Consider the following 18879-nt stretch of genomic DNA (forward strand, 5'->3'; position numbering starts at 1 on the left):
AATGAAAAAACTAAAAGTAATGACAGTAGTTGGGACTAGACCAGAAATTATAAGACTATCTGCTGTTATTAATAAATTAGAAGAATCCAATGCAATTGAACATATATTAGTTCATACAGGACAAAATTATGATTATGAGTTAAATGAAGTATTTTTTAAAGACTTCAATTTAAAAAAACCAGATTATTTCCTTAATGCTGCTACTGGTACAGCAGTAGAGACAATAGGAAATATACTAGTTAAAATAGACCCTATAATGGAAGAAGTAAATCCAGATGCATTTTTAGTATTAGGAGATACAAATAGCTGTTTATGTGCAATTGCAGCAAAAAGGCGTCATATCCCTATATTTCACATGGAAGCTGGAAATAGATGTTTTGATCAAAGAGTACCAGAAGAAACGAATAGAAGAATAGTAGATCATACAGCTGATATAAATTTAACATACAGTGATATTGCAAGAGAATATTTAATAAGTGAGGGTTTACCTGCTGACCGAATTATTAAAACTGGAAGTCCTATGTACGAAGTTCTTCATTCAAGAAAAGAGGATATTAAGAAATCTGATGTGTTAGAGAGACTGAACTTAGAAGAAGATAATTATTTTGTCGTATCTGCACATAGAGAAGAAAATATTAATTCAGAGAGTAACTTCTTAGATTTGGTTGATAGCTTGAATGCTGTTGCAGAAAAATATAGTATACCGATTATTGTGAGTACGCATCCAAGAACTAGAAAGATGATTGAATCGAAAGGAATTGAATTCAATCCTTTAGTGAAAACTATGAAACCTTTAGGGTTTAATGATTATGTGAAACTTCAAATCAAGGCAAGAGCAGTTTTAAGTGACAGTGGTACGATTAACGAGGAGTCTTCCATTCTTGGATTTAGGGCACTTAACATAAGAGAAGCTCATGAGAGACCAGAGGCAATGGAAGAAGCATCAGTGATGATGGTAGGTCTAGAAAAAGAAAGAGTATTACAAGGACTTGAGATACTAAAGACGCAGGAAAAAGATACTTTAAGACTTGTAGGAGATTATAGTATGCCTAATGTATCAGATAAAGTGTTACGGATTATTTTATCTTATACAGATTATGTGGATCGGGTTGTGTGGGGGAAAATTAATTGATGAAAGTAATGGTTTTTGATGTACCAGCAGAGAATGGGGGAGCTTTATCAATTTTAAAAGAATTCTATCGCGAAGTGAAGTTTTATGAAGACAAAAATATCCAATGGATTTTTGTATTAAGTAAACCTATGTTGAAAGAGACGAAAAACATAAAAATTATTAGATACCCATGGGCCAAAAAAAGTTGGTTACATAGAATGTATTTTGATCAAATTAAGGCACCTAAACTGGTTAGAAAGTTTAATCCCGATAAAATATTTTCACTGCAAAATGTTATTATTCCTAGAGTTAAGGTAGAGCAGATTATATATATTCATCAATCCCTCCCTTTTGTGAACCATCGTTTTAGTATTAGAGAAAATAAACTATTTTGGGTATACCAAAATATTGTCAGTAAGATTATATTCAAGTCCATTAAAAGGTCAAAAAAGGTTATTGTTCAATTGAATTGGTTCAAAGATGCATGCATAGAAAAAACTGCAGTTGCAGAAGAAAAAATTAAAGTGATACCACCAAAAGTAAATATTGATATAAAAAAATATTTTTCTCCAACTGAAAATTCTCTTTCCACATTTTTTTATCCAGCTGGAGCTAGTTATTATAAAAATCACCGTACCATAGTTGAAGCATGTAAAAAGTTAAAGTCTAAAGGTGTGAATAATTATAAAGTGCTTTTCACATTGACTGGAAATGAAAATGAACACCTCGCTACTCTATATAATAGAGTTATAAAGGAAAATTTACAGGTGGAATTTTTAGGAAGTATTAGTCGAGAAGATGTATTTAAATACTATTCAAAAACAGTCCTAATATTTCCTTCATATATTGAAACTTTTGGATTACCTATGCTAGAAAGTAAAATGCATAAAGGTGTAATATTAGCTGCAAATACTCCATTTTCACATGAAATACTAGATGGGTATGAAAATGCTTATTTCTTCAACGCTTTTGATAGTGATGAGTTAGCAACTTTAATGATACATATAAGTAAAGGAAAAATTAATTTTATAGATGATGTAAGTGTTGAAAAAAAAATATCAAAAGTACTATTAATTGATGAAGTTCTTGATTAATATTGAATATTAGGATGTGCTTAAATGAAAATTACACATGTATGTTTATGTGGTCCTGTAACTGATGGCTGGACATATCAGGACAACTTATTACCTAAATATCATAAACGCTTAGGATATGAAACTTCTGTTATTACATCACAGTATATTTATGGCAAAAATAATGATGTAAAAATAGATCAACGTTCTATGTACTATAATGAATATGGTATTAAAACAATTAGGTTAAAATCAAAATATAACACTACTATTTATTCAAAATTCAAATTTTATAAGGATGTTTATGAAACTATTGTAAGTGAAAGTCCTGACATATTATTTGTTCATGGTGTACAGTTTTTGAATATAAAAGATATTGTTAAATATTTAAAGAAAAATCCACATGTAGTAACTTTTGTAGATAATCATGCTGATTTTTCAAATAGTGCAACAAATATTATTTCTAAATCATTATTACATGGACTAATTTGGAGAAAGTGTGCGCAGTTAATCGAACCATATACAACCAAATTTTATGGAGTATTGCCTGCAAGGGTAGATTTTTTAAAAAAAATATATAAATTACCAGAAGATAAAGTTGAGTTACTTGTTATGGGTGCTGATGATGAAAAAGTACAAGAAGCAAGACAGGTAAATGTAAAAAAAGAAATAAGGGAAAAATATAATATTAGACTAGATGACTTTTTAATAATAACTGGTGGTAAAATTGATAATGCGAAGCGACAAACCTTATTTTTAATGCAAGCAATAAAAAAAATTAATAATCCAAAGGTAAAGCTAATAATTTTTGGTTCGGTGATTGAGGAACTACAAGAGAAGTTTAATACTTTGGTTGATGATGATAAGATTAAATATATAGGTTGGGTGTCTTCAGAAGACAGTTATAAATATTTTGCTTCGGCAGATCTAGTAATATTTCCTGGTAGACATTCAGTGTTTTGGGAGCAAGTAGTTGGTTTAGGAATTCCAATGATTGTTAAATATTGGGAGGGAACGGACCATGTTAATATTGGAGGAAATTGTGAATTTTTGTATCAGGATTCTATCGAGGAAATTGAACATAAAGTAAATTTACTATTAAATAATCCCATGAGATATAATGAAATGAAAAATAAAGCAGAGACATTTGGAAAGAATCAATTCTCTTATGAAAATATTGCAAAACGAAGTATTGAGATATAAAAAAGGATTGACTATATGATTAAATATACCCCATTAATTATAATTTTTAGCTACAATTTATTTTTTGTGTTGTCAGGCATATTAGGATATCAATATTTAGGAAGTGAATCGTCTCCTGTTTTTATTATATATAATGTTCTGATACTGGTTATTGGAGTAATATTATTTTTTTCTGATGCTTTATTTCAAAAGGTGTACTTTACTTCTAATCAGATATTTGTAATTTCTATTCCATTTATCTTTTTAGCAATCTTTCTAATTGAATATTTAATTGGTAATATTGATAATTCAGGTTCAATTCATTTTCAATACTTTTTACTATGGGGTTTACCATCAATATTGATGGGGATCTATCTATCTAAAAATAATAGAATTGACCATATTATTAAATTTATGGATGTTATAATGATACTTTTTTCAATTGCTGCTATTCTGACAAGCATTGAAGTTCTAACCACTAATACTAGAGCAAATATTGGTGGTGCTACATATCAGAATGCTTCATATATTGCATCTTTTGCATTTGGTATTAACCTATACTATTTATTATTTGGGGAAAATATCTATAGATTTAAATTTGCAAAAACCACTTTATATCGTTATTTTTGCTACTTTCTTTTAATGTTGCAGTTATTTGCAATAGTTTCTTCGGGTGGAAGAGGGGGAATGGTATTAGCAATAGTATATTTTATATATTTGATAATAAACTCAATTAAAGAAAATAGAAATACAAAAATATTTAAATACTTTATAATAATAAGTTTAACCTTTCTAATTGGAATTTTAGTGCACTTTCAATTAATGAAGATTTCTATATATGAAAGTTCATTCAGTAGAGTATTCTCATATATCTCTAGTGAGGGAATAGATATAAGTGCCACCTCTGGAAGGGATTCAGTATATAGTGTGGCTCTAGAATATGTTTATAACTCTCCATTATTTGGGTATGGCATTTTTGGCATGTTCGATTCATATGGTGGTTACCCACATAATTTATTTATAGAAATTTTGTTGCAAGGCGGATTAATTTATTTAATTTTTTTCCTATTCATATTTACTAAATTAATCAATAGGACTAGTAAAATTTTAAAAGTAGATAAGCGTTTTAGAATTATATGTGTTATTGCGTTTCATCCTTTAATATTACTAATGTTTAGCGGTACTTATACTAACCAATCATCGTTTTGGTTCACAGTGGCCTTTATATTTAGTTATCCATATAATAATTTAAAATCGGTTTCTACGGTTAATTAAATTATTTAACTTTTGATTACAAGGATACAGAGATTGATTTACTGTTCGAACTAATAGAATATTCAGGTATTTAAAGGGCTTAAGTGTCCTCTAATATCTAACCTTATGACTGTTGAAGTCAGCAATAAATATTACTAGTTAAAAATAATAAAATGAGAGGGAGATTATAAATTGATAAATGTATTATTTTTAATCTCTTCAGCCGCCACTGGAGGAGGTATTCAAAGATCAGTTTCTATGATAAGTAGTGCATTAAATAAAAAAGAAGAATATTCAGTAACTGTAGTGTCACTATTTGATTATAAAGAAAAAAGATATGATTATGGAAAAATCACAAATCATATTAAAGGATCATTAAAGAGCAATAATAATATTAAAAGAATATTTTTTAAGGCAAAAACTGAATGTGCTAGTTTATTGTCAAAAGTTGATTTTGATTCAATTGTTATAGAAGGATTGGGTCTCGTTCCTCTTGTACCTAAAAAAATCCTAAAGAATAAATCAATTAAAATAATTGTACGTGACCATAGTGGATATAGTAATTTTAAAAAGTTTGGTCTAAGCTGGGTTGGTTTAAAAATGTCGTTAAAATATGCTGATACTTTTATCGTATTGACTAATGAAAATAAGGAAGAGTATTCTAGGATGTTTCCAAAGGTTAGGAATAAGTTTAAGGTGATCCCCAATACTATAGAACCAAATGTAAAGAGATCTCCATATAACCCAAATAGCAATAAAATATGTTTTGTTGGTAGATTAAGTACTGAGAAAGGACCGCATTTATTAATAGATGCGTTCTCAAATGTAATTAATAAAGAACAATATAATGAATGGAAATTAGATGTTTATGGAACAGGACCAAATTTAGATGAATTAAAGTCATTAGTAGTTAGAAAAAAACTCGAAGCCAATGTAGTTTTTAAGGGATATAGCAATAACATAATTAATTTATATAAAGATTATGCCTTTTTAGTAGTACCTTCTAAATATGAGTCTTTTGGAATCGTGATTTTAGAAGCCTTGAGTGTTGGTATACCTGTTATATCTTTTGATTGTAATTATGGTCCTAGATCATTAATTAAACATGAGAAGAATGGTTTATTGGTTCAAAATGGAGATGTAGGGGAACTATCAGATGCAATTAATAGAATGATTTCAAATAAGGAATTTAGGCAAGTACTATCTAAAAATACCCAAAATATTAATAAAAAATTTGGCTATTCTAGAGTTATAAGTGAGTGGGAAAATGTTTTATAGAAAGTTGGAGTTGGTATGAAAATTTCGTTTGTTAGTAGATATGGCAGTAAAAATATTGGAGATGAATTAATTGTAAGGGAATTAGAAAATATATTATTGGATTTTACGGAAGATATAGATAGATATAGTTTCAATCTAGTTAATTATAAAAGTCTTGAATCCTCTTTTGATAATAATATTAAGAATAATATAGTAGGAAACAATAATACAAAACAAAGTTTTTATAAAAAGTATCTAAGAAAATCTACATTGATTGCTATTGTTAGAGATTTTGTTAATAAAAGAAGGGCTAAAAAGAATGTAAATCTTGCAATTTATAAACAAAAATTAAAACAATCCCAAGTCCTTATCGTAGGTGGAGGAAATGCAATCTTTGATACCGAAAAGCACTCGTCCTCATACTATTATTTTGATCTAATTATTAAAGAAGCAATTAAGTTGAAAATACCAATATATGTTTTAAATGTAGGGATTGGACCGTTTCAAACTAGCAGACAGCATAAAAATACTATTAAAGTATTAGAAAAGGCTAATTATATAACGGTAAGGGATAAGTATTCCTATGATCTATTGAAAGTAATTAATAAAGACAAAAGAAAATTATATAAAACTGTGGATCCAGTTTTATTCTTAAGCGATAAAAAGTCTAACCGAGTAGACATGCCCAAACACCTAGGTATTACTGTAATGGATTTAAGATTAGCTGATTTTTCAGAAGTTCAGTATCGAGGTTATATTGACAGCCTAAAATCACTAATATCTTACTTTATTGAAAATAGTGATTATAAGATAAGCGTCTTTTGTACAGAATTGAAAGATATCAATGCTTTAATGGATTTAGAAAAGCAATTAGAAGGTTATAAAAAAAAGAAAAACCTGTACTTCAAAGAGAAAACAAGTTTAGATGATGTTTTAAATGTTTATTATGATATTGATTTATTGATTGGAACTAGAATGCACTCTACAATTATTGCCTTTTCACAAGGTATTCCTTTTATAGGTATTAATTGGCAGCAAAAAGTAAAAGGATTCTTTGAAATGGTAAATTATGAACAGAATTTATTAGGGATATATGACTTTATAAAAAATTATAGAAGTGCAATTAATAAAGTTAACGAAGTAGCAACAAATTATAAATTTGAACGTAATTATATATTAAAAAAGAAAGAACAACTGTCTCCTAAGTATGAAATAAATAAAAAAATATTAAAAGAGATTTTAAAAGATAAAACTATTCAAAGTTGAAGTTTCAGAAAGGAAGACAAATGAAAAATTTAGTTTTTAATTTGGGAGCGTCTTTTGTATCATTTTTTATAACAGCTTTAATAAGCTTTTGGATGACTCCCTTTATAATATCTAATTTAGGTGCTGAAGCTTATGGCTTCATACCTTTAACTCAAAACCTTATCAGTGTTCTTACCATTTTGACAATCGCATTAAGTTCAGTGATTGCGCGATTTTTTACCGTTTCTATAACTCGAGGTGGCATATTAAAAGCTCAAGGATATTTTAACACATATCTGGTAGCTTCTTTATTTGGTTCAATAATCATCATGTCAATTATAATTACTCTAACATTTTTTATTGAAAATTTAATCAATATACCAGATAGTTTAGTACTTGATGTGAAATTAGCTATTCTCTTTAGCGGTATAATGATAGTCTTTTCTTTATTTCAATCCTTATTTGTATCTGCACCCTTTTCTCAAAATAAGGTATATTTAATCAAAGTAATAAATGTTTTAAATGCAATAGTAAAAGGCTTATTAACCTTCTTATTGCTGATTGTATTTACACCGAAGATTTGGTATGTGAATTTAGGCGCTATGATAGCTATTATATTTTCTCTCTTATTAAGTATAGCCATTTTTAAAAAGCTAATTCCGACATTAAAAATTAAGTTCACACAATTTAGTTTTGAAAAATTAAAAGAACTTATGAGTGCTGGTATTTGGGTATCAATTGGTCAAGTGGGTGTTATTTTATTTTTAGGAACGGAACTTTTAGTTGCTAATTTGACATTAGGCCCAGCTAAAGCTGGAATTTATGCTGCAATGATTCAATTTCCGCTTTTATTAAGAAATATATCTAATTCTATATCAGTTGTATTTGCTCCAGTAATAATTAAAAAATATGCAAATAATGATTTGAAAGGCCTCCTTGCTTATTCTAATAAATCGGTAAAACTGAATGGATTGCTAATAGTGCTTCCAGCAGCAATATTGTGTAGCTACGCAGAGCCTGTATTAAATCTTTGGCTGGGAAAAGAATTTATAAGTTATAAATGGATTCTGATTTTAAGTGCGGGATATTTAGTATTCACTTTAAGTCCATTGCCACTTTCTCATGTTTTTACAGCGGTTAATAAATTAAAAATACCAGGAATTACAACTATAATATTTGGTTTAATAAACCTCATATTAGCATTTATTTTATCCGGATATACTTCACTCGAACTCTATGGAATAGTGATTGCTGGTGCTATAGGATTGATGCTTAAAAATACATTTTTTAATCCATATTACTGTTCAGTAATAACAAAGCAATCAATTTTTGTGTATTATCGAGGGATGTTAGAACCTATTATAGGTGCTGCGTTCATCATTATAATTAGTATTATTTTACAGAATTTATTTGAGATACAAAGTTGGTTTAATCTTATTAGTATGTTAACTATTGTCAGCGTTTGTTATTTAGCTTTTGTATTTGTTTTACTATTATCCAAAAAGGAAAGATATTTAATTATTAATGCAATAAGGAATTTATTGGCGAAAAAATAATAAATTGCTATATAAAAGGCGAAGGACTAGAGGGGAAAAATCTGCTCTCGCTGATTCTACTTGATAATAATATGATTAAAGTTAGTATGAGGGACAAGGGGCCAAACCCCACGTCCCAGTTTATAGTTAAAAGTAAAAGAACGGAGAACCTGTACCTATGTTTCAATCCCGTCCTTTCAACACCTTCTTCAACTACCTTCTTCCTGCTTTTCTCCAACTTTTGAAGGTTTCTTTTGTGATGTTTTCGAGTTCTATGATGATTAAGTCGACAACGATGAAGTATTCGACCTATCTCCATTGTTTGAAGCATTTTCGTAATTCTTGCCAGAAGCTGTGCTTTTATCGTAGTAAGCGTAAAATAGTCCACACCTGTATTTAAGATGTGGACTTCTGTTATGATTTATTTAGATTTATTTGGAACGCGACATTCTTCTGGAATAGTTGTTGACCAAGGCAGAAGTTGATCCAATTTTGTTCGATCTGTTGTATCCATATTGGGGAGCTCTTCAAACAGATAGCTAAGATATCTAAATGGGTCTAAGCCATTTTCCTTTGCTGTCTCCACAACGCTATAAATAATTGCGCTAGATTTTGCTCCTTTAGCTGTGTTACTGAACAGCCAATTTTTGCGGCCGATAACGAAAGGCTTGATAGACCTTTCTCCGCGATTATTGTCAATCTCCAAACGTCCGTCCTCTAGAAAAGCTACTAAACGATCCCATTGGTTACGACAATATCTTATAGCTTGGCCAAGTGCACTCTTAGGAAGAACTCGTGGTGTTTGTTCACGAAGCCACGCTGAAAAAGCATCTAGAATTGGCTGGCTGCGTTCTAAACGTTCTTTATAGCGTTCTTCAGGAAACTTGTCCTTGAGATCGCGCTCAATTTCAAAAAGTTGATTACAGTAGGCTAAACCTTCTTTCGCTTTTACAGTGGAGGTTTCCGCAGACTTAGGAAGCGCTTGTAGAGCCTCTGTAAATTTACGGCGCGCATGCGCCCAACAACCTACTAACGTTACGTTAGATATACCGTTACAACCTGCGTAACCATCCACATGCAGATACCCCTGGTAATCAGCTAAAAATCGACGTGGATGTTTACTCGCACGGGTTTGTGTAACTGATAAACTAAAGTGTACAGTTACAAGAGGCCGAGTGGATGAAAGAGAGAATTCGATTTTGCTTATCCCTACCTTAAAAAAATTCCATTCCTATTTCATTCGGGAAGTAACAAGTAGCGAAGAAATTATGCTAAAATGATTGTAGAATAATTGGTGAAAGAAGGAATAAAATGAAAATCACAGTCGCCGGAACAGGCTATGTTGGCCTATCAAATGCTGTATTACTATCCCAACACAACGAAGTCACAGCATTTGATATTGTACAAGAAAAAGTTGATTTAATTAATAATAAAAAATCTCCAATTGTTGATCCAGAGATTGAAGATTTTTTAGCAAATAAATCATTAAATCTATCAGCTACAACAGATTATAAAAAGGCATTTATGGATGCAGAATATATCATTATTTCTACACCAACAAACTATGATCCAGAACGGGATTATTTTGATACAAGTTCAGTAGAAACGGTCATTGAACAGGTGTTATCCGTTAATCCTGATGCAACGATGGTGATAAAATCTACTATCCCTGTTGGTTACACGAAGTCTATTCGTAAGAAGTTTGCAACAGACAATATCATCTTTTCCCCAGAGTTTTTACGAGAGGGAAGAGCATTATACGATAATTTACATCCATCCCGAATTATTGTAGGGGAGAAATCAGACCGTGCGAAGAAGTTTGCTCATTTGCTTGCAGAAGGTGCAATCAAAGAAGATATTTCGATGTTGTTTACGGACTCCACGGAAGCTGAAGCAATTAAGTTATTTGCGAACACTTATTTAGCGATGCGTGTTTCTTTCTTTAATGAATTGGATACATATGCAGAAATGAACGGATTAAATACCCAGCAAATCATTGAAGGAGTTGGACTGGATCCGCGAATCGGGGATCACTATAATAATCCTTCCTTTGGTTATGGTGGCTACTGCTTACCAAAAGATACGAAACAATTACTAGTTAATTTTAAAGGCATTCCGAATAATATCATTACAGCGATTGTCGATGCGAATAGTACTCGTAAGAAACATATTGCAGATGCAATTTTGGCAAAGAAACCGAAAACAGTTGGTGTTTTCCGCTTAACAATGAAAACAGGGTCCGATAACTTCCGTCAATCAGCTATTCAAGATGTAATCCAACATCTAACAGCAGCAGGCGTTAAGGTTATTATTTACGAACCAGCGCTAACAGCGGATTCCTTTGAAGGGCTGAAAGTGTTTCATGATATAGAAGCGTTCAAACAATCATCGGATGTTATTGTTGCTAATCGTTTAGCAGATGAACTACAAAATGTGAAGGATAAAGTATATACGCGTGATATTTTTGCTCGTGATTAATCGATAGATATGAACATGATGGTGGCCTGCTAATAGCGGGCCATTTTCATAGGAATGGGGGAAACAAATGAACTGGAAAGAAAATGTGAAGCGTTGGTTAGAATTTGCGGACATTGATCAAGATTTGAAACAGGCATTACAGGATGAAAAAGACGAGGCCCAACTAGAAGATGCCTTTTACAAGCACTTAGAATTTGGAACAGGTGGCATGCGTGGTATTATCGGGGCAGGAACGAATCGAATGAACATCTATACGGTAAGAAAGGCAGCGGAAGGCTTAGCCCGTTTTACCGAGGAGCAGGGTGATGTGGCAAAAGGTCGTGGAGTTGTTATTGCTTATGATTCCCGTCATCAATCACCGGAATTTGCGATGGAAGCTGCTAAAGTATTAGGGCATCATGGCATCCAAGTGTATGTTTTTGAATCATTACGGACGACACCAGAGCTTTCTTTCGCTGTTCGTTATTTACATGCGATAAGCGGCATTATGATTACCGCAAGCCATAATCCTGCTCCATACAATGGATTTAAAGTATATGGGGAGGATGGGGCACAATTTGCATCTGAAGCTGCGAGTGTGTTAGTTAGTAAGGTCAATGAAGTGGAAGATGAACTGACAATACCTGTAACTAGAGAAGAAGTATTAAAAGAAAAAGGGATTCTATTGATTATTGGTGACACAGTGGATCAAGCATATTTAAAACAACTAGAAACCATTACTGTTAATCGCGAAATAATTAAACAAGTTGCTGATACATTTAAAATTGTCTATACACCACTTCATGGAACAGGGGACCGTCCTGTTAGAAAAGGTTTGCAACAAATAGGATTTAAGCACGTCCAAGTCGTCAAAGAGCAGGAGCATCCAGATGGAGATTTTCCAACAGTAGATTGCCCGAATCCAGAAGAACCGAATGCATTTAAACTAGCTATCGAATACGGAAAGAACTATGATGCTGATATATTACTAGCAACTGACCCAGATACAGACCGAGTTGGTGTAGCGGTTAAAAATTGTGATGGAGAGTACCAGCTTTTAACTGGAAACCAAATTGGGGCTTTGTTACTTCATTATCTTATTACGGAGAAACAAAAGAAAAATGGACTGCCGGACAATGCGACAGTGTTAAAAACGATTGTAACATCTGAATTAGGCCGAGATATAGCAGAAGCACATGGTTTGGAAACAATTGATACCTTAACCGGATTTAAATATATTAGCGAGAAGATAAGGGAGTTTGAAGCGACTAGGGAGCATTCCTTCTTATTCGGCTACGAAGAAAGCTACGGCTATTTAATCGGTGATTTCGCTCGCGATAAGGATGCCGTCCAAGCATGCTTACTAATCTCTGAAGTTGCTGCCTATTACAAAACAAAAGACATGAATCTATATGACGCTTTAATGGAAATATTTGAGGAATATGGCTATTACCGCGAAGGACTAGAATCATTGAAATTAGAAGGAAAGGCTGGCGTAGAGAAGATTGCTTCTATCATGGAAGGCTTCCGTTCTGAACCACCAGTGGATGTTGCTGGAAAGAAAGTAGTCGTTCGCGAAGATTATCAAACTAGTGAGCGTATATTTGTCGAAGAAGATAGACATGAAGCAATTACTCTACCAGTTTCCAATGTATTGAAATACAAACTAGAAGACGGCTCATGGTTCTGCATCCGCCCATCTGGAACTGAGCCGAAGATTAAGTTTTATTTTGGTGTAAGGGGAAAAACGATGGAAGAGAGTGAGCAAATGTTGGAGGAATTGAAGCAAGATGTGATGGGGAGCGTTGGGGAAAAAGAATAAATTAGATAATAATTTTTTTATACCAAACAATATATATATGTAAGCTTCAACGAACCCACACCTATTATTCAGGCGTGGGTTCGTTTATACTTTGATTGAGAATTTTACTTTGTACTTTGACAATGCAATGGAATAGTTGGTGACTAAGGCAGCAACTGATCAACTCCATCTTTATTTGGCCAATATTTGGTAACTAAGTGTAACCGATGCAGATTTCCGTTATCTAGTTGTATGATGTTTTCTTAAATCCGAATTTTATGTCCAAAGTAGCATAAATGAACTAAAAGGAAGTCTTGAGCATAAGGTACCTGACTGCTTTTCATCCAGAGTCCACCGTAAGTGAGCGGATGCTTTGCCGGGTTGTTTTCATTTCCAGCTTTTAAACCGGCTAAGTTTTTAAAGCCAATGGATGATGTGGTTGGTGGAGTGGGGAAGGTTGGTAAGGGGAAAGCCAATGTTAAGCAAGGAGATAAAAGTTCTTTAGCGCCAGGTGGTGGATTGACTGCACACGAGTTAAAAGGTGGCCATTTAATAGATAGGCATGTTGGGAAAACTGACGAGGAATTATTAGAAAGAATGAAAAGTAATCCCAAAATCACGGGCTCTTCTACTTTTAAAGATAGGGCTACAGCTGAGAAGGTAGCTAGTGAGGTCTTAACTGATAAAAACAACAAAAAAATTATTCAATCTTGGTTAAGTAATCCACAAAGTAAATCCACTTTAGTTTTAGAATATCAAGGAATAGAAGTGATTGGACGTGGAGTGAAAAGAGGTTCTACAACAGTTGAAAATAAAACCAATGCTAGAATTGTTTTAAAGAAGGATGGCAAAGGGAATTACATCTTAACAGGTTATCCCGATTAATATTAGAAAAGGAGTGAGATGATATGCTAACTACAAATAAACAAGAGGATCCTGTTTTTCAGTTTTTGGCTGGAACATTTCATCAGGATATTGAGTCACCTGATGATGCTTTACAAGAGTTATTAACCGAGGAAAGTAAAGAGTATTTGGAATATGCTATTGTCTTTTTAACAAATTTTGTTGGAAGTGAGAATTCAGATACTGAAAAAAGTGAATTCATTCAATCTGCTGCAGATGGTGTGTATTTTCCTGCACTTCATATAGAACCAATTGAGTGGTTAGAAAATGTAATAGAACAGATAAAGAAAGTTGTGAAAAATAAATAATGACGTATCATATGACATTCTCCCTTTAAGGTAGACAGATTAAAAAGTAAAATTCTGTTTCTATCTTAGGGAGAGTTTTTTGTGTCAAAAAGAGCGTATTCTTTAGAATTCAAATATAGTTCTTCAAAGAAAGCCTATTTTTTAAGCGCTATACTGGATTTGTATGATGGTTCAATTGTTAGCTATGTTTTAGGCCATTCTAATAATAATAAACTTGTATTTAAAACGGTTGATCAGGCTGTTAATCAATTGGATGGCAAACACATACTCTAATTCATAGTGATCGTGGGTTTCAGTACACCTCACATGGGCTTAAAAGAAGGATAGATAATGCAGAGATGACACATAGTATGTCTCGAGTTGGAAAATGCATTGATAACGGTCCGATGGAATCGTTTTGGGGAACTCTTACATGCGAGAAGTATTATTTACATAAGTATGAGACATTTGAGGATCTCTCAAAAGCAATTGATGAATACATTCGCTTTAGAAGAAATCAAAGACTTATCGAGACGAATAAATAAAGTAATAGAAGGATTAAAAAATGTAGAGGTTGATTATAATTCTTCAGCAGAATAGTGCTATTTATAAAGGATTGATTATATGAGCAGATTAAATAAGAGTAGGATTTTAGCATCGTTTATTTTTTCATGAATATGGCCATAGGCTTTTTTAATAATTCATTTTTCTCTGGATTTTAAGCATTTGTTTTTGTAATTTATTATAGTCATCTGGAGTGATGGACGGTCCATCTTCCATTTCTATTGGACTGAATTTTTTAATCCATGCATAAATGGTGACATCAGATACGCCATATTCGCTGCTCAATTTTTTAACTAAATGAGCTGAATTGTATAAATCAACAATCATCTCACGAAAATCGCCATTAAATCGTTTACCCTATTTATGTTTTGTCATTGGACACATCCTCCTAGTTTGATTGTTATAATTTAGACTAAGTGTGTCGATGAAAATATGTTAGCATTATTTCGCCATACAAAAACACCCCTTACGTTAGATTCTGCTCTAACGCAAGGGGTGCATATTATAATGACTGGGCTTTTAACATGGGTAAATAAAGCTTAACGATTGATACGTTTTCCTTTAACTTTCAAGACCTCTTTACGATCCTGGTTTTCTAAAATTTTGTGGTCATAAATACGTCCATTATCGATAATTGTTGCTTTCCGTAATACTTCGTTTTTCGTTTCTTTACCTTCCATAATCAAGGGTAAATATTTTGCGACCTCAGCACTAATCGATTTTGATGCCGTTTTGTAGAAGATACTTGGTGTGTGGTCTACGACATAATGAAGGACACCATGAACACGATAAGTTGGATTGTCAATTGTTGTTGGTTTACTTGTTTCGATTCCAAGTCCTTCATCACAACTAACATCAATGATCATTGAATCCTTTTTCATTTCTTTTAAAGTTTCTTTATATAGAATATGATCTGAACGGCTAACATCCCACGTAATTCCATTGACAAGTACATCATACTTACCTACTTCTTTACGAAATAAATGTTCTGTTCGTCTATCATAAACAGTCACATTTGCACCAAGTCCAACTAATATTTTGTATGCACCTCGTGCCACGTTCCCTCTTCCCAGGACAGCAACTTTTGTGTCATATGGCATCTTTCCATAACAACTAAATGCTTGCATGATTGCCGCTTCCCCAGCGATTTCATTATTTCTCCAAAACACATGTCTACCTTTTTCATACATATCTTCCCATGCAATCCCGGTCAAATGCTTCGATAGAAAGATATCTGTTAACTTTTTATTTTGTACTGCATGGATCCAACCGAATATAAGTTGTCCATCTTTCAGTTCTTTTATATAGTCCCCGTCCCCGGCCTTTGGGTCACATATAATATCTTGTTCTAACGCCTCTTCTCTGCTTACAATATTTACTCCAATGTTTTGTAATTCCTTATCTGATATACCGAAAGACTCGCCATATCCTTTTTCAAAATATAATTTGTCTTTATTCTTCATTTTAGCAATGTCATTAAATATCAATGCCTGTCTCTGTTCGTTCTTTTTACAATTTAGTGGAAATCCAACTGTTCGAATCAAAATAAATCCCTCCAATTAATTTTCGAAATACAAAATCATTATCTAGATTTTCTAGCTTTCCGTTGCACTAGATAGGATGAAAATAATTGCTGTTCATGAATTTAATTTGACCTCCCGTCATACAAATAAAACCTTGCTAGTCATTTAGCAAGGGATGTTGGCAAAGTTCATTCTTTTGGAGAAGAGACGTACTCACTCTGGAGATCTTAGACTCTGTGGTTGTGAAAGAAAGGAAATTTTCAAAGAGAATAAAACGCACTTTTTCTCTTTCTAATATCTAGTATAACATATTATTGATTTTTTTGATTTTTACGACATACGAATGGAATGATTATCGATTGAAATCTTATACATTATAAACAAAAAAAGTAACTATTGCTCTTCGCTAAAAAGAAGAGAATCGCTATACTGAAGAGGGTTGTTTCATTCGATTTTTGTTAGCACGGAAGAAATTATGGAGGGAAAGGCGCTAAATAATGGACTGCAGCAACTTAAAATTTTAATTTTCGTTGAATTTACTTGAGGCTTCTGTTTATTAATCAAACCTCCATCCTCATCTCAAAGGATGGAGGTTTTTACTTTTCCTATTTACTCCCGCCCCTCCAACATCTTCCTCAACTTCTCATCTCTCAACTTCTTTCTCACTGCTTTTCCCCAACTTTTGACGGTTTCTTTTGTGACGTTTTCGAGTTCCATAATTTCCTTTACGGTAAGGTCAGCGATGATGAAGTATTCGACCCATTTCCATTGTTTATCTGTGAGGCGTCTTCGTATTTCTTGCCAGAAGGATGGATCTTTTAATGTAATTTCTGGTATGTGTACAATTGGTACTCCTGTTCCACGGTGGCGGTTTCCGTTATCTAGTTGTGTGATATTTTCCTGCATGACTTTTTCTGTGCCATTTTGGTCATGTAATTTTTTTCGTAATAGATCAATTAATTGATAGCGTATTTTATAATTTAAAAATGTCCCGAATGCGCCTTTGTCTGGTTGATAGGCTTTATATGCCTTCCAAAGTGCAAACATTCCCTCTGCATAAAATTCCCCGTACCATTCCTCACTAATCCCAAGTCGATGAATTTGAAAATGAATGCGGCGTTCGTTTGCTTTAAAGAATATGTCAAAGTTTTGTTTCATGGATTTCCTCCTATGAAATGATATTCCTGCTCGAGCTGGTAATTTCATCATAGGGTGGAAGGGGGAAACGTGCATCTGGACAATTTTCTAGTAAATGGTTCTATTTCACTGTTTTTAGATAGATCATTAAGGTTTTTGCAGAAGGAATGTTTTAAAAATAGGATTTTAGAGGTTTTCCATTAGATTTGGTCATATTTGCAGGGGAAAGTTCAGGTGAACGGAATACACTCTCTATTTGTTGTGTACATAGGAAGGTGCGGTTCATTTGTTGCTGGATGATATATGGTGAAACATTGATATTCATTTCCCGTTTGTTTTTAAAAGTGATTGTTGTCTGGGTCGGTTTGTTGTTGGAAGGTAATTTTCCAACATGCATGATGTGATGGTAAAAAATCCAACTGCAATCGTAGTTAAGAATGGATTGCGTAGGAAATGCATAGATTTGCTGGGCAATCGAAATGGGAATGGGAAGTTTGTATTTCAAATCTGTATGGTGTTTTACAGCTTCTTGTTTTCCTTTTAATGTGGAAAAACCTATCTCGATACACGCATTTTTTATGATTGCTAATGGTGTTTGTCGAATGTGATAGGTTTGTTGTTTCTCTAAAACGATCGCTCGATAATCTATTGCTCTAGCAGGTAGAATAGCCAGGGTTTCTTTGTTTACCGTGTATTTGGTACGTATCATTTTGTTCGCTCCTTTATGGAAGGAAGGAGGAGGGGGAGAGGTGGGCGTGCTTTTTATTGGTTATCTGCTTCTCGTTCTGCTTCTATTTCATCTTTATGTTCGTGTACTAATTCATGAATACGTTTATTTATATCATTCATATCTAATTCGAGTGCACTACATATCTTGAACATTGTAGTATAATGAGGGGATTTTTCCGCTCGTTCAATTCTTCCTAAGTGGTCTGGACTTATGTCAGCCTCTTCAGCGAGCTTTTCCATGGATATATTTCTGACAACTCTACGATAATGACGAACTGTCTCCCCGATTGCAATTAATCCTAATTTTTCAAGTGTTTTCAAGTTTATTTCCTCCCTTTCCACCGATTATGGAAGGGTTATGACCAAATTAGTACGACCTATAGGTCATAATTTGTGAACATTACGTGAATTATGGTGCCTCGCCCGAATGGTGCCTGGTGTCCCGAATGGTGCCTGTCACTGCCCGAATTTTGTCGAATATGAAAGTGGAATGACGCCCGAATGGTGCCTGTCACCACCCGAATTTTGTCGAATTTTAGGATATGTTTGTGGTTTATCTCTTAGATGACTTGTAATGGCTTTTGATTTATTTTTGAAAAGAAAAAGTATCAAATTTTCCCATTTGGGCTTGAAAAGGAATTTTGATTTAAATCTAGTACAAAATGAAATTTAAAGTATATCTCCATCTTCGCTTCATAACAAGGGTGGGGATTCTTTTTATGTTTTACCCTCCCCTTTAACTTCTTCCACAATTCTCTATCCCGTAATTTCCACCTCGGTTTTGTGCTTTTAAAATAGCAACTGAACCTAATAAAATTTAA

Annotated in this window: 17 protein-coding genes and 3 pseudogenes; 14 read left to right on the forward strand and 6 right to left on the reverse strand. The window is 33.0% G+C overall.

Going from position 1 to position 18879, the window contains the following annotated elements; translation table 11 throughout:
- The first annotated feature begins 1 nt into the window (after position 1).
- The 7 genes from wecB (at position 2) to FHP05_RS05190 (ending at position 8678) form a co-directional block, all read left to right on the forward strand.
- Positions 2–1132, forward strand: a complete 1131-nt coding sequence (wecB, locus tag FHP05_RS05160) for a non-hydrolyzing UDP-N-acetylglucosamine 2-epimerase (RefSeq protein ID WP_147666171.1) — start codon at positions 2–4, stop codon at positions 1130–1132.
- Complete coding sequence (locus FHP05_RS05165; protein ID WP_147666172.1) at positions 1132–2205, forward strand: glycosyltransferase; 1074 nt, start codon at positions 1132–1134, stop codon at positions 2203–2205. Before wecB ends, FHP05_RS05165 begins: the two co-directional genes overlap by 1 nt.
- A 24-nt stretch (positions 2206–2229) precedes the next feature.
- Positions 2230–3387 carry a glycosyltransferase family 4 protein gene (locus FHP05_RS05170; RefSeq protein ID WP_147666173.1) on the forward strand — a complete coding sequence of 386 codons (1158 nt, stop codon included), beginning with the start codon at positions 2230–2232 and terminating at the stop codon, positions 3385–3387.
- 15 nt (positions 3388–3402) lie between these two features.
- Positions 3403–4641, forward strand: a complete 1239-nt coding sequence (locus FHP05_RS05175; protein ID WP_147666174.1) for an O-antigen ligase family protein — start codon at positions 3403–3405, stop codon at positions 4639–4641.
- Positions 4642–4812: 171 nt separating this feature from the next.
- On the forward strand, positions 4813–5898 hold the full coding sequence (locus tag FHP05_RS05180) for a glycosyltransferase (protein WP_147666175.1): 1086 nt from the start codon (positions 4813–4815) through the stop codon (positions 5896–5898).
- Between the two features lie 15 nt (positions 5899–5913).
- Positions 5914–7143, forward strand: a complete 1230-nt coding sequence (locus tag FHP05_RS05185) for a polysaccharide pyruvyl transferase family protein (protein WP_147666176.1) — start codon at positions 5914–5916, stop codon at positions 7141–7143.
- Between the two features lie 20 nt (positions 7144–7163).
- A complete protein-coding gene (locus FHP05_RS05190; protein ID WP_147666177.1) occupies positions 7164–8678 on the forward strand; it encodes an MATE family efflux transporter in 1515 nt (504 codons plus the stop codon).
- A gap of 400 nt (positions 8679–9078) precedes the next feature.
- Here FHP05_RS05190 and tnpC read toward each other — a convergent pair.
- Positions 9079–9789, reverse strand: a pseudogene (gene tnpC, locus FHP05_RS05195) (IS66 family transposase); the annotation flags it as partial.
- A gap of 179 nt (positions 9790–9968) precedes the next feature.
- Here tnpC and FHP05_RS05200 point away from each other — a divergent pair.
- From FHP05_RS05200 to FHP05_RS05230, 7 genes and pseudogenes are all read left to right on the forward strand, one after another.
- The gene (locus FHP05_RS05200) at positions 9969–11135 is read left to right on the forward strand and encodes a nucleotide sugar dehydrogenase (protein WP_147666178.1); all 1167 of its coding nucleotides are present in this window, start codon (positions 9969–9971) and stop codon (positions 11133–11135) included.
- Positions 11136–11202: 67 nt separating this feature from the next.
- Positions 11203–12936 carry a phospho-sugar mutase gene (locus FHP05_RS05205; protein WP_147666179.1) on the forward strand — a complete coding sequence of 578 codons (1734 nt, stop codon included), beginning with the start codon at positions 11203–11205 and terminating at the stop codon, positions 12934–12936.
- 360 nt (positions 12937–13296) lie between these two features.
- Positions 13297–13800 (forward strand): RNase A-like domain-containing protein, encoded by a 504-nt coding sequence (locus FHP05_RS05210; RefSeq protein ID WP_407923420.1) that lies wholly within the window; start codon positions 13297–13299, stop codon positions 13798–13800.
- Between the two features lie 23 nt (positions 13801–13823).
- Complete coding sequence (locus FHP05_RS05215; protein ID WP_147666180.1) at positions 13824–14126, forward strand: contact-dependent growth inhibition system immunity protein; 303 nt, start codon at positions 13824–13826, stop codon at positions 14124–14126.
- 81 nt (positions 14127–14207) lie between these two features.
- Positions 14208–14399 (forward strand): hypothetical protein, encoded by a 192-nt coding sequence (locus FHP05_RS05220; protein WP_147666181.1) that lies wholly within the window; start codon positions 14208–14210, stop codon positions 14397–14399.
- A gap of 113 nt (positions 14400–14512) precedes the next feature.
- Positions 14513–14575: pseudogene (locus FHP05_RS15690) on the forward strand (hypothetical protein); the annotation flags it as partial.
- The gene (locus FHP05_RS05230) at positions 14565–14705 is read left to right on the forward strand and encodes an Imm3 family immunity protein (protein ID WP_330998075.1); all 141 of its coding nucleotides are present in this window, start codon (positions 14565–14567) and stop codon (positions 14703–14705) included. The pseudogene FHP05_RS15690 and the gene FHP05_RS05230, both read left to right, overlap by 11 nt.
- A 93-nt stretch (positions 14706–14798) precedes the next feature.
- Here the strand turns inward: FHP05_RS05230 and FHP05_RS05235 are convergent.
- The 5 genes and pseudogenes from FHP05_RS05235 to FHP05_RS05255 form a co-directional block, all read right to left on the reverse strand.
- Positions 14799–15011: pseudogene (locus FHP05_RS05235) on the reverse strand (IS3-like element ISBce13 family transposase); the annotation flags it as partial.
- Positions 15012–15208: 197 nt separating this feature from the next.
- The gene (locus tag FHP05_RS05240; RefSeq protein ID WP_210766924.1) at positions 15209–16213 is read right to left on the reverse strand and encodes a N(5)-(carboxyethyl)ornithine synthase; all 1005 of its coding nucleotides are present in this window, start codon (positions 16211–16213) and stop codon (positions 15209–15211) included.
- Positions 16214–16801: 588 nt separating this feature from the next.
- Complete coding sequence (locus FHP05_RS05245; protein WP_191126244.1) at positions 16802–17350, reverse strand: sigma-70 family RNA polymerase sigma factor; 549 nt, start codon at positions 17348–17350, stop codon at positions 16802–16804.
- A gap of 151 nt (positions 17351–17501) precedes the next feature.
- The gene (locus tag FHP05_RS05250; RefSeq protein WP_147666184.1) at positions 17502–18038 is read right to left on the reverse strand and encodes a competence protein ComK; all 537 of its coding nucleotides are present in this window, start codon (positions 18036–18038) and stop codon (positions 17502–17504) included.
- A gap of 53 nt (positions 18039–18091) precedes the next feature.
- Positions 18092–18379: a helix-turn-helix domain-containing protein gene (locus tag FHP05_RS05255; protein WP_191126245.1), complete on the reverse strand. Its 288-nt coding sequence runs from the start codon at positions 18377–18379 to the stop codon at positions 18092–18094.
- Positions 18380–18879 lie beyond the last annotated feature (500 nt).

This window comes from Cerasibacillus terrae (assembly GCF_008039555.1).
Lineage (GTDB): Bacteria > Bacillota > Bacilli > Bacillales > Amphibacillaceae > Cerasibacillus > Cerasibacillus terrae.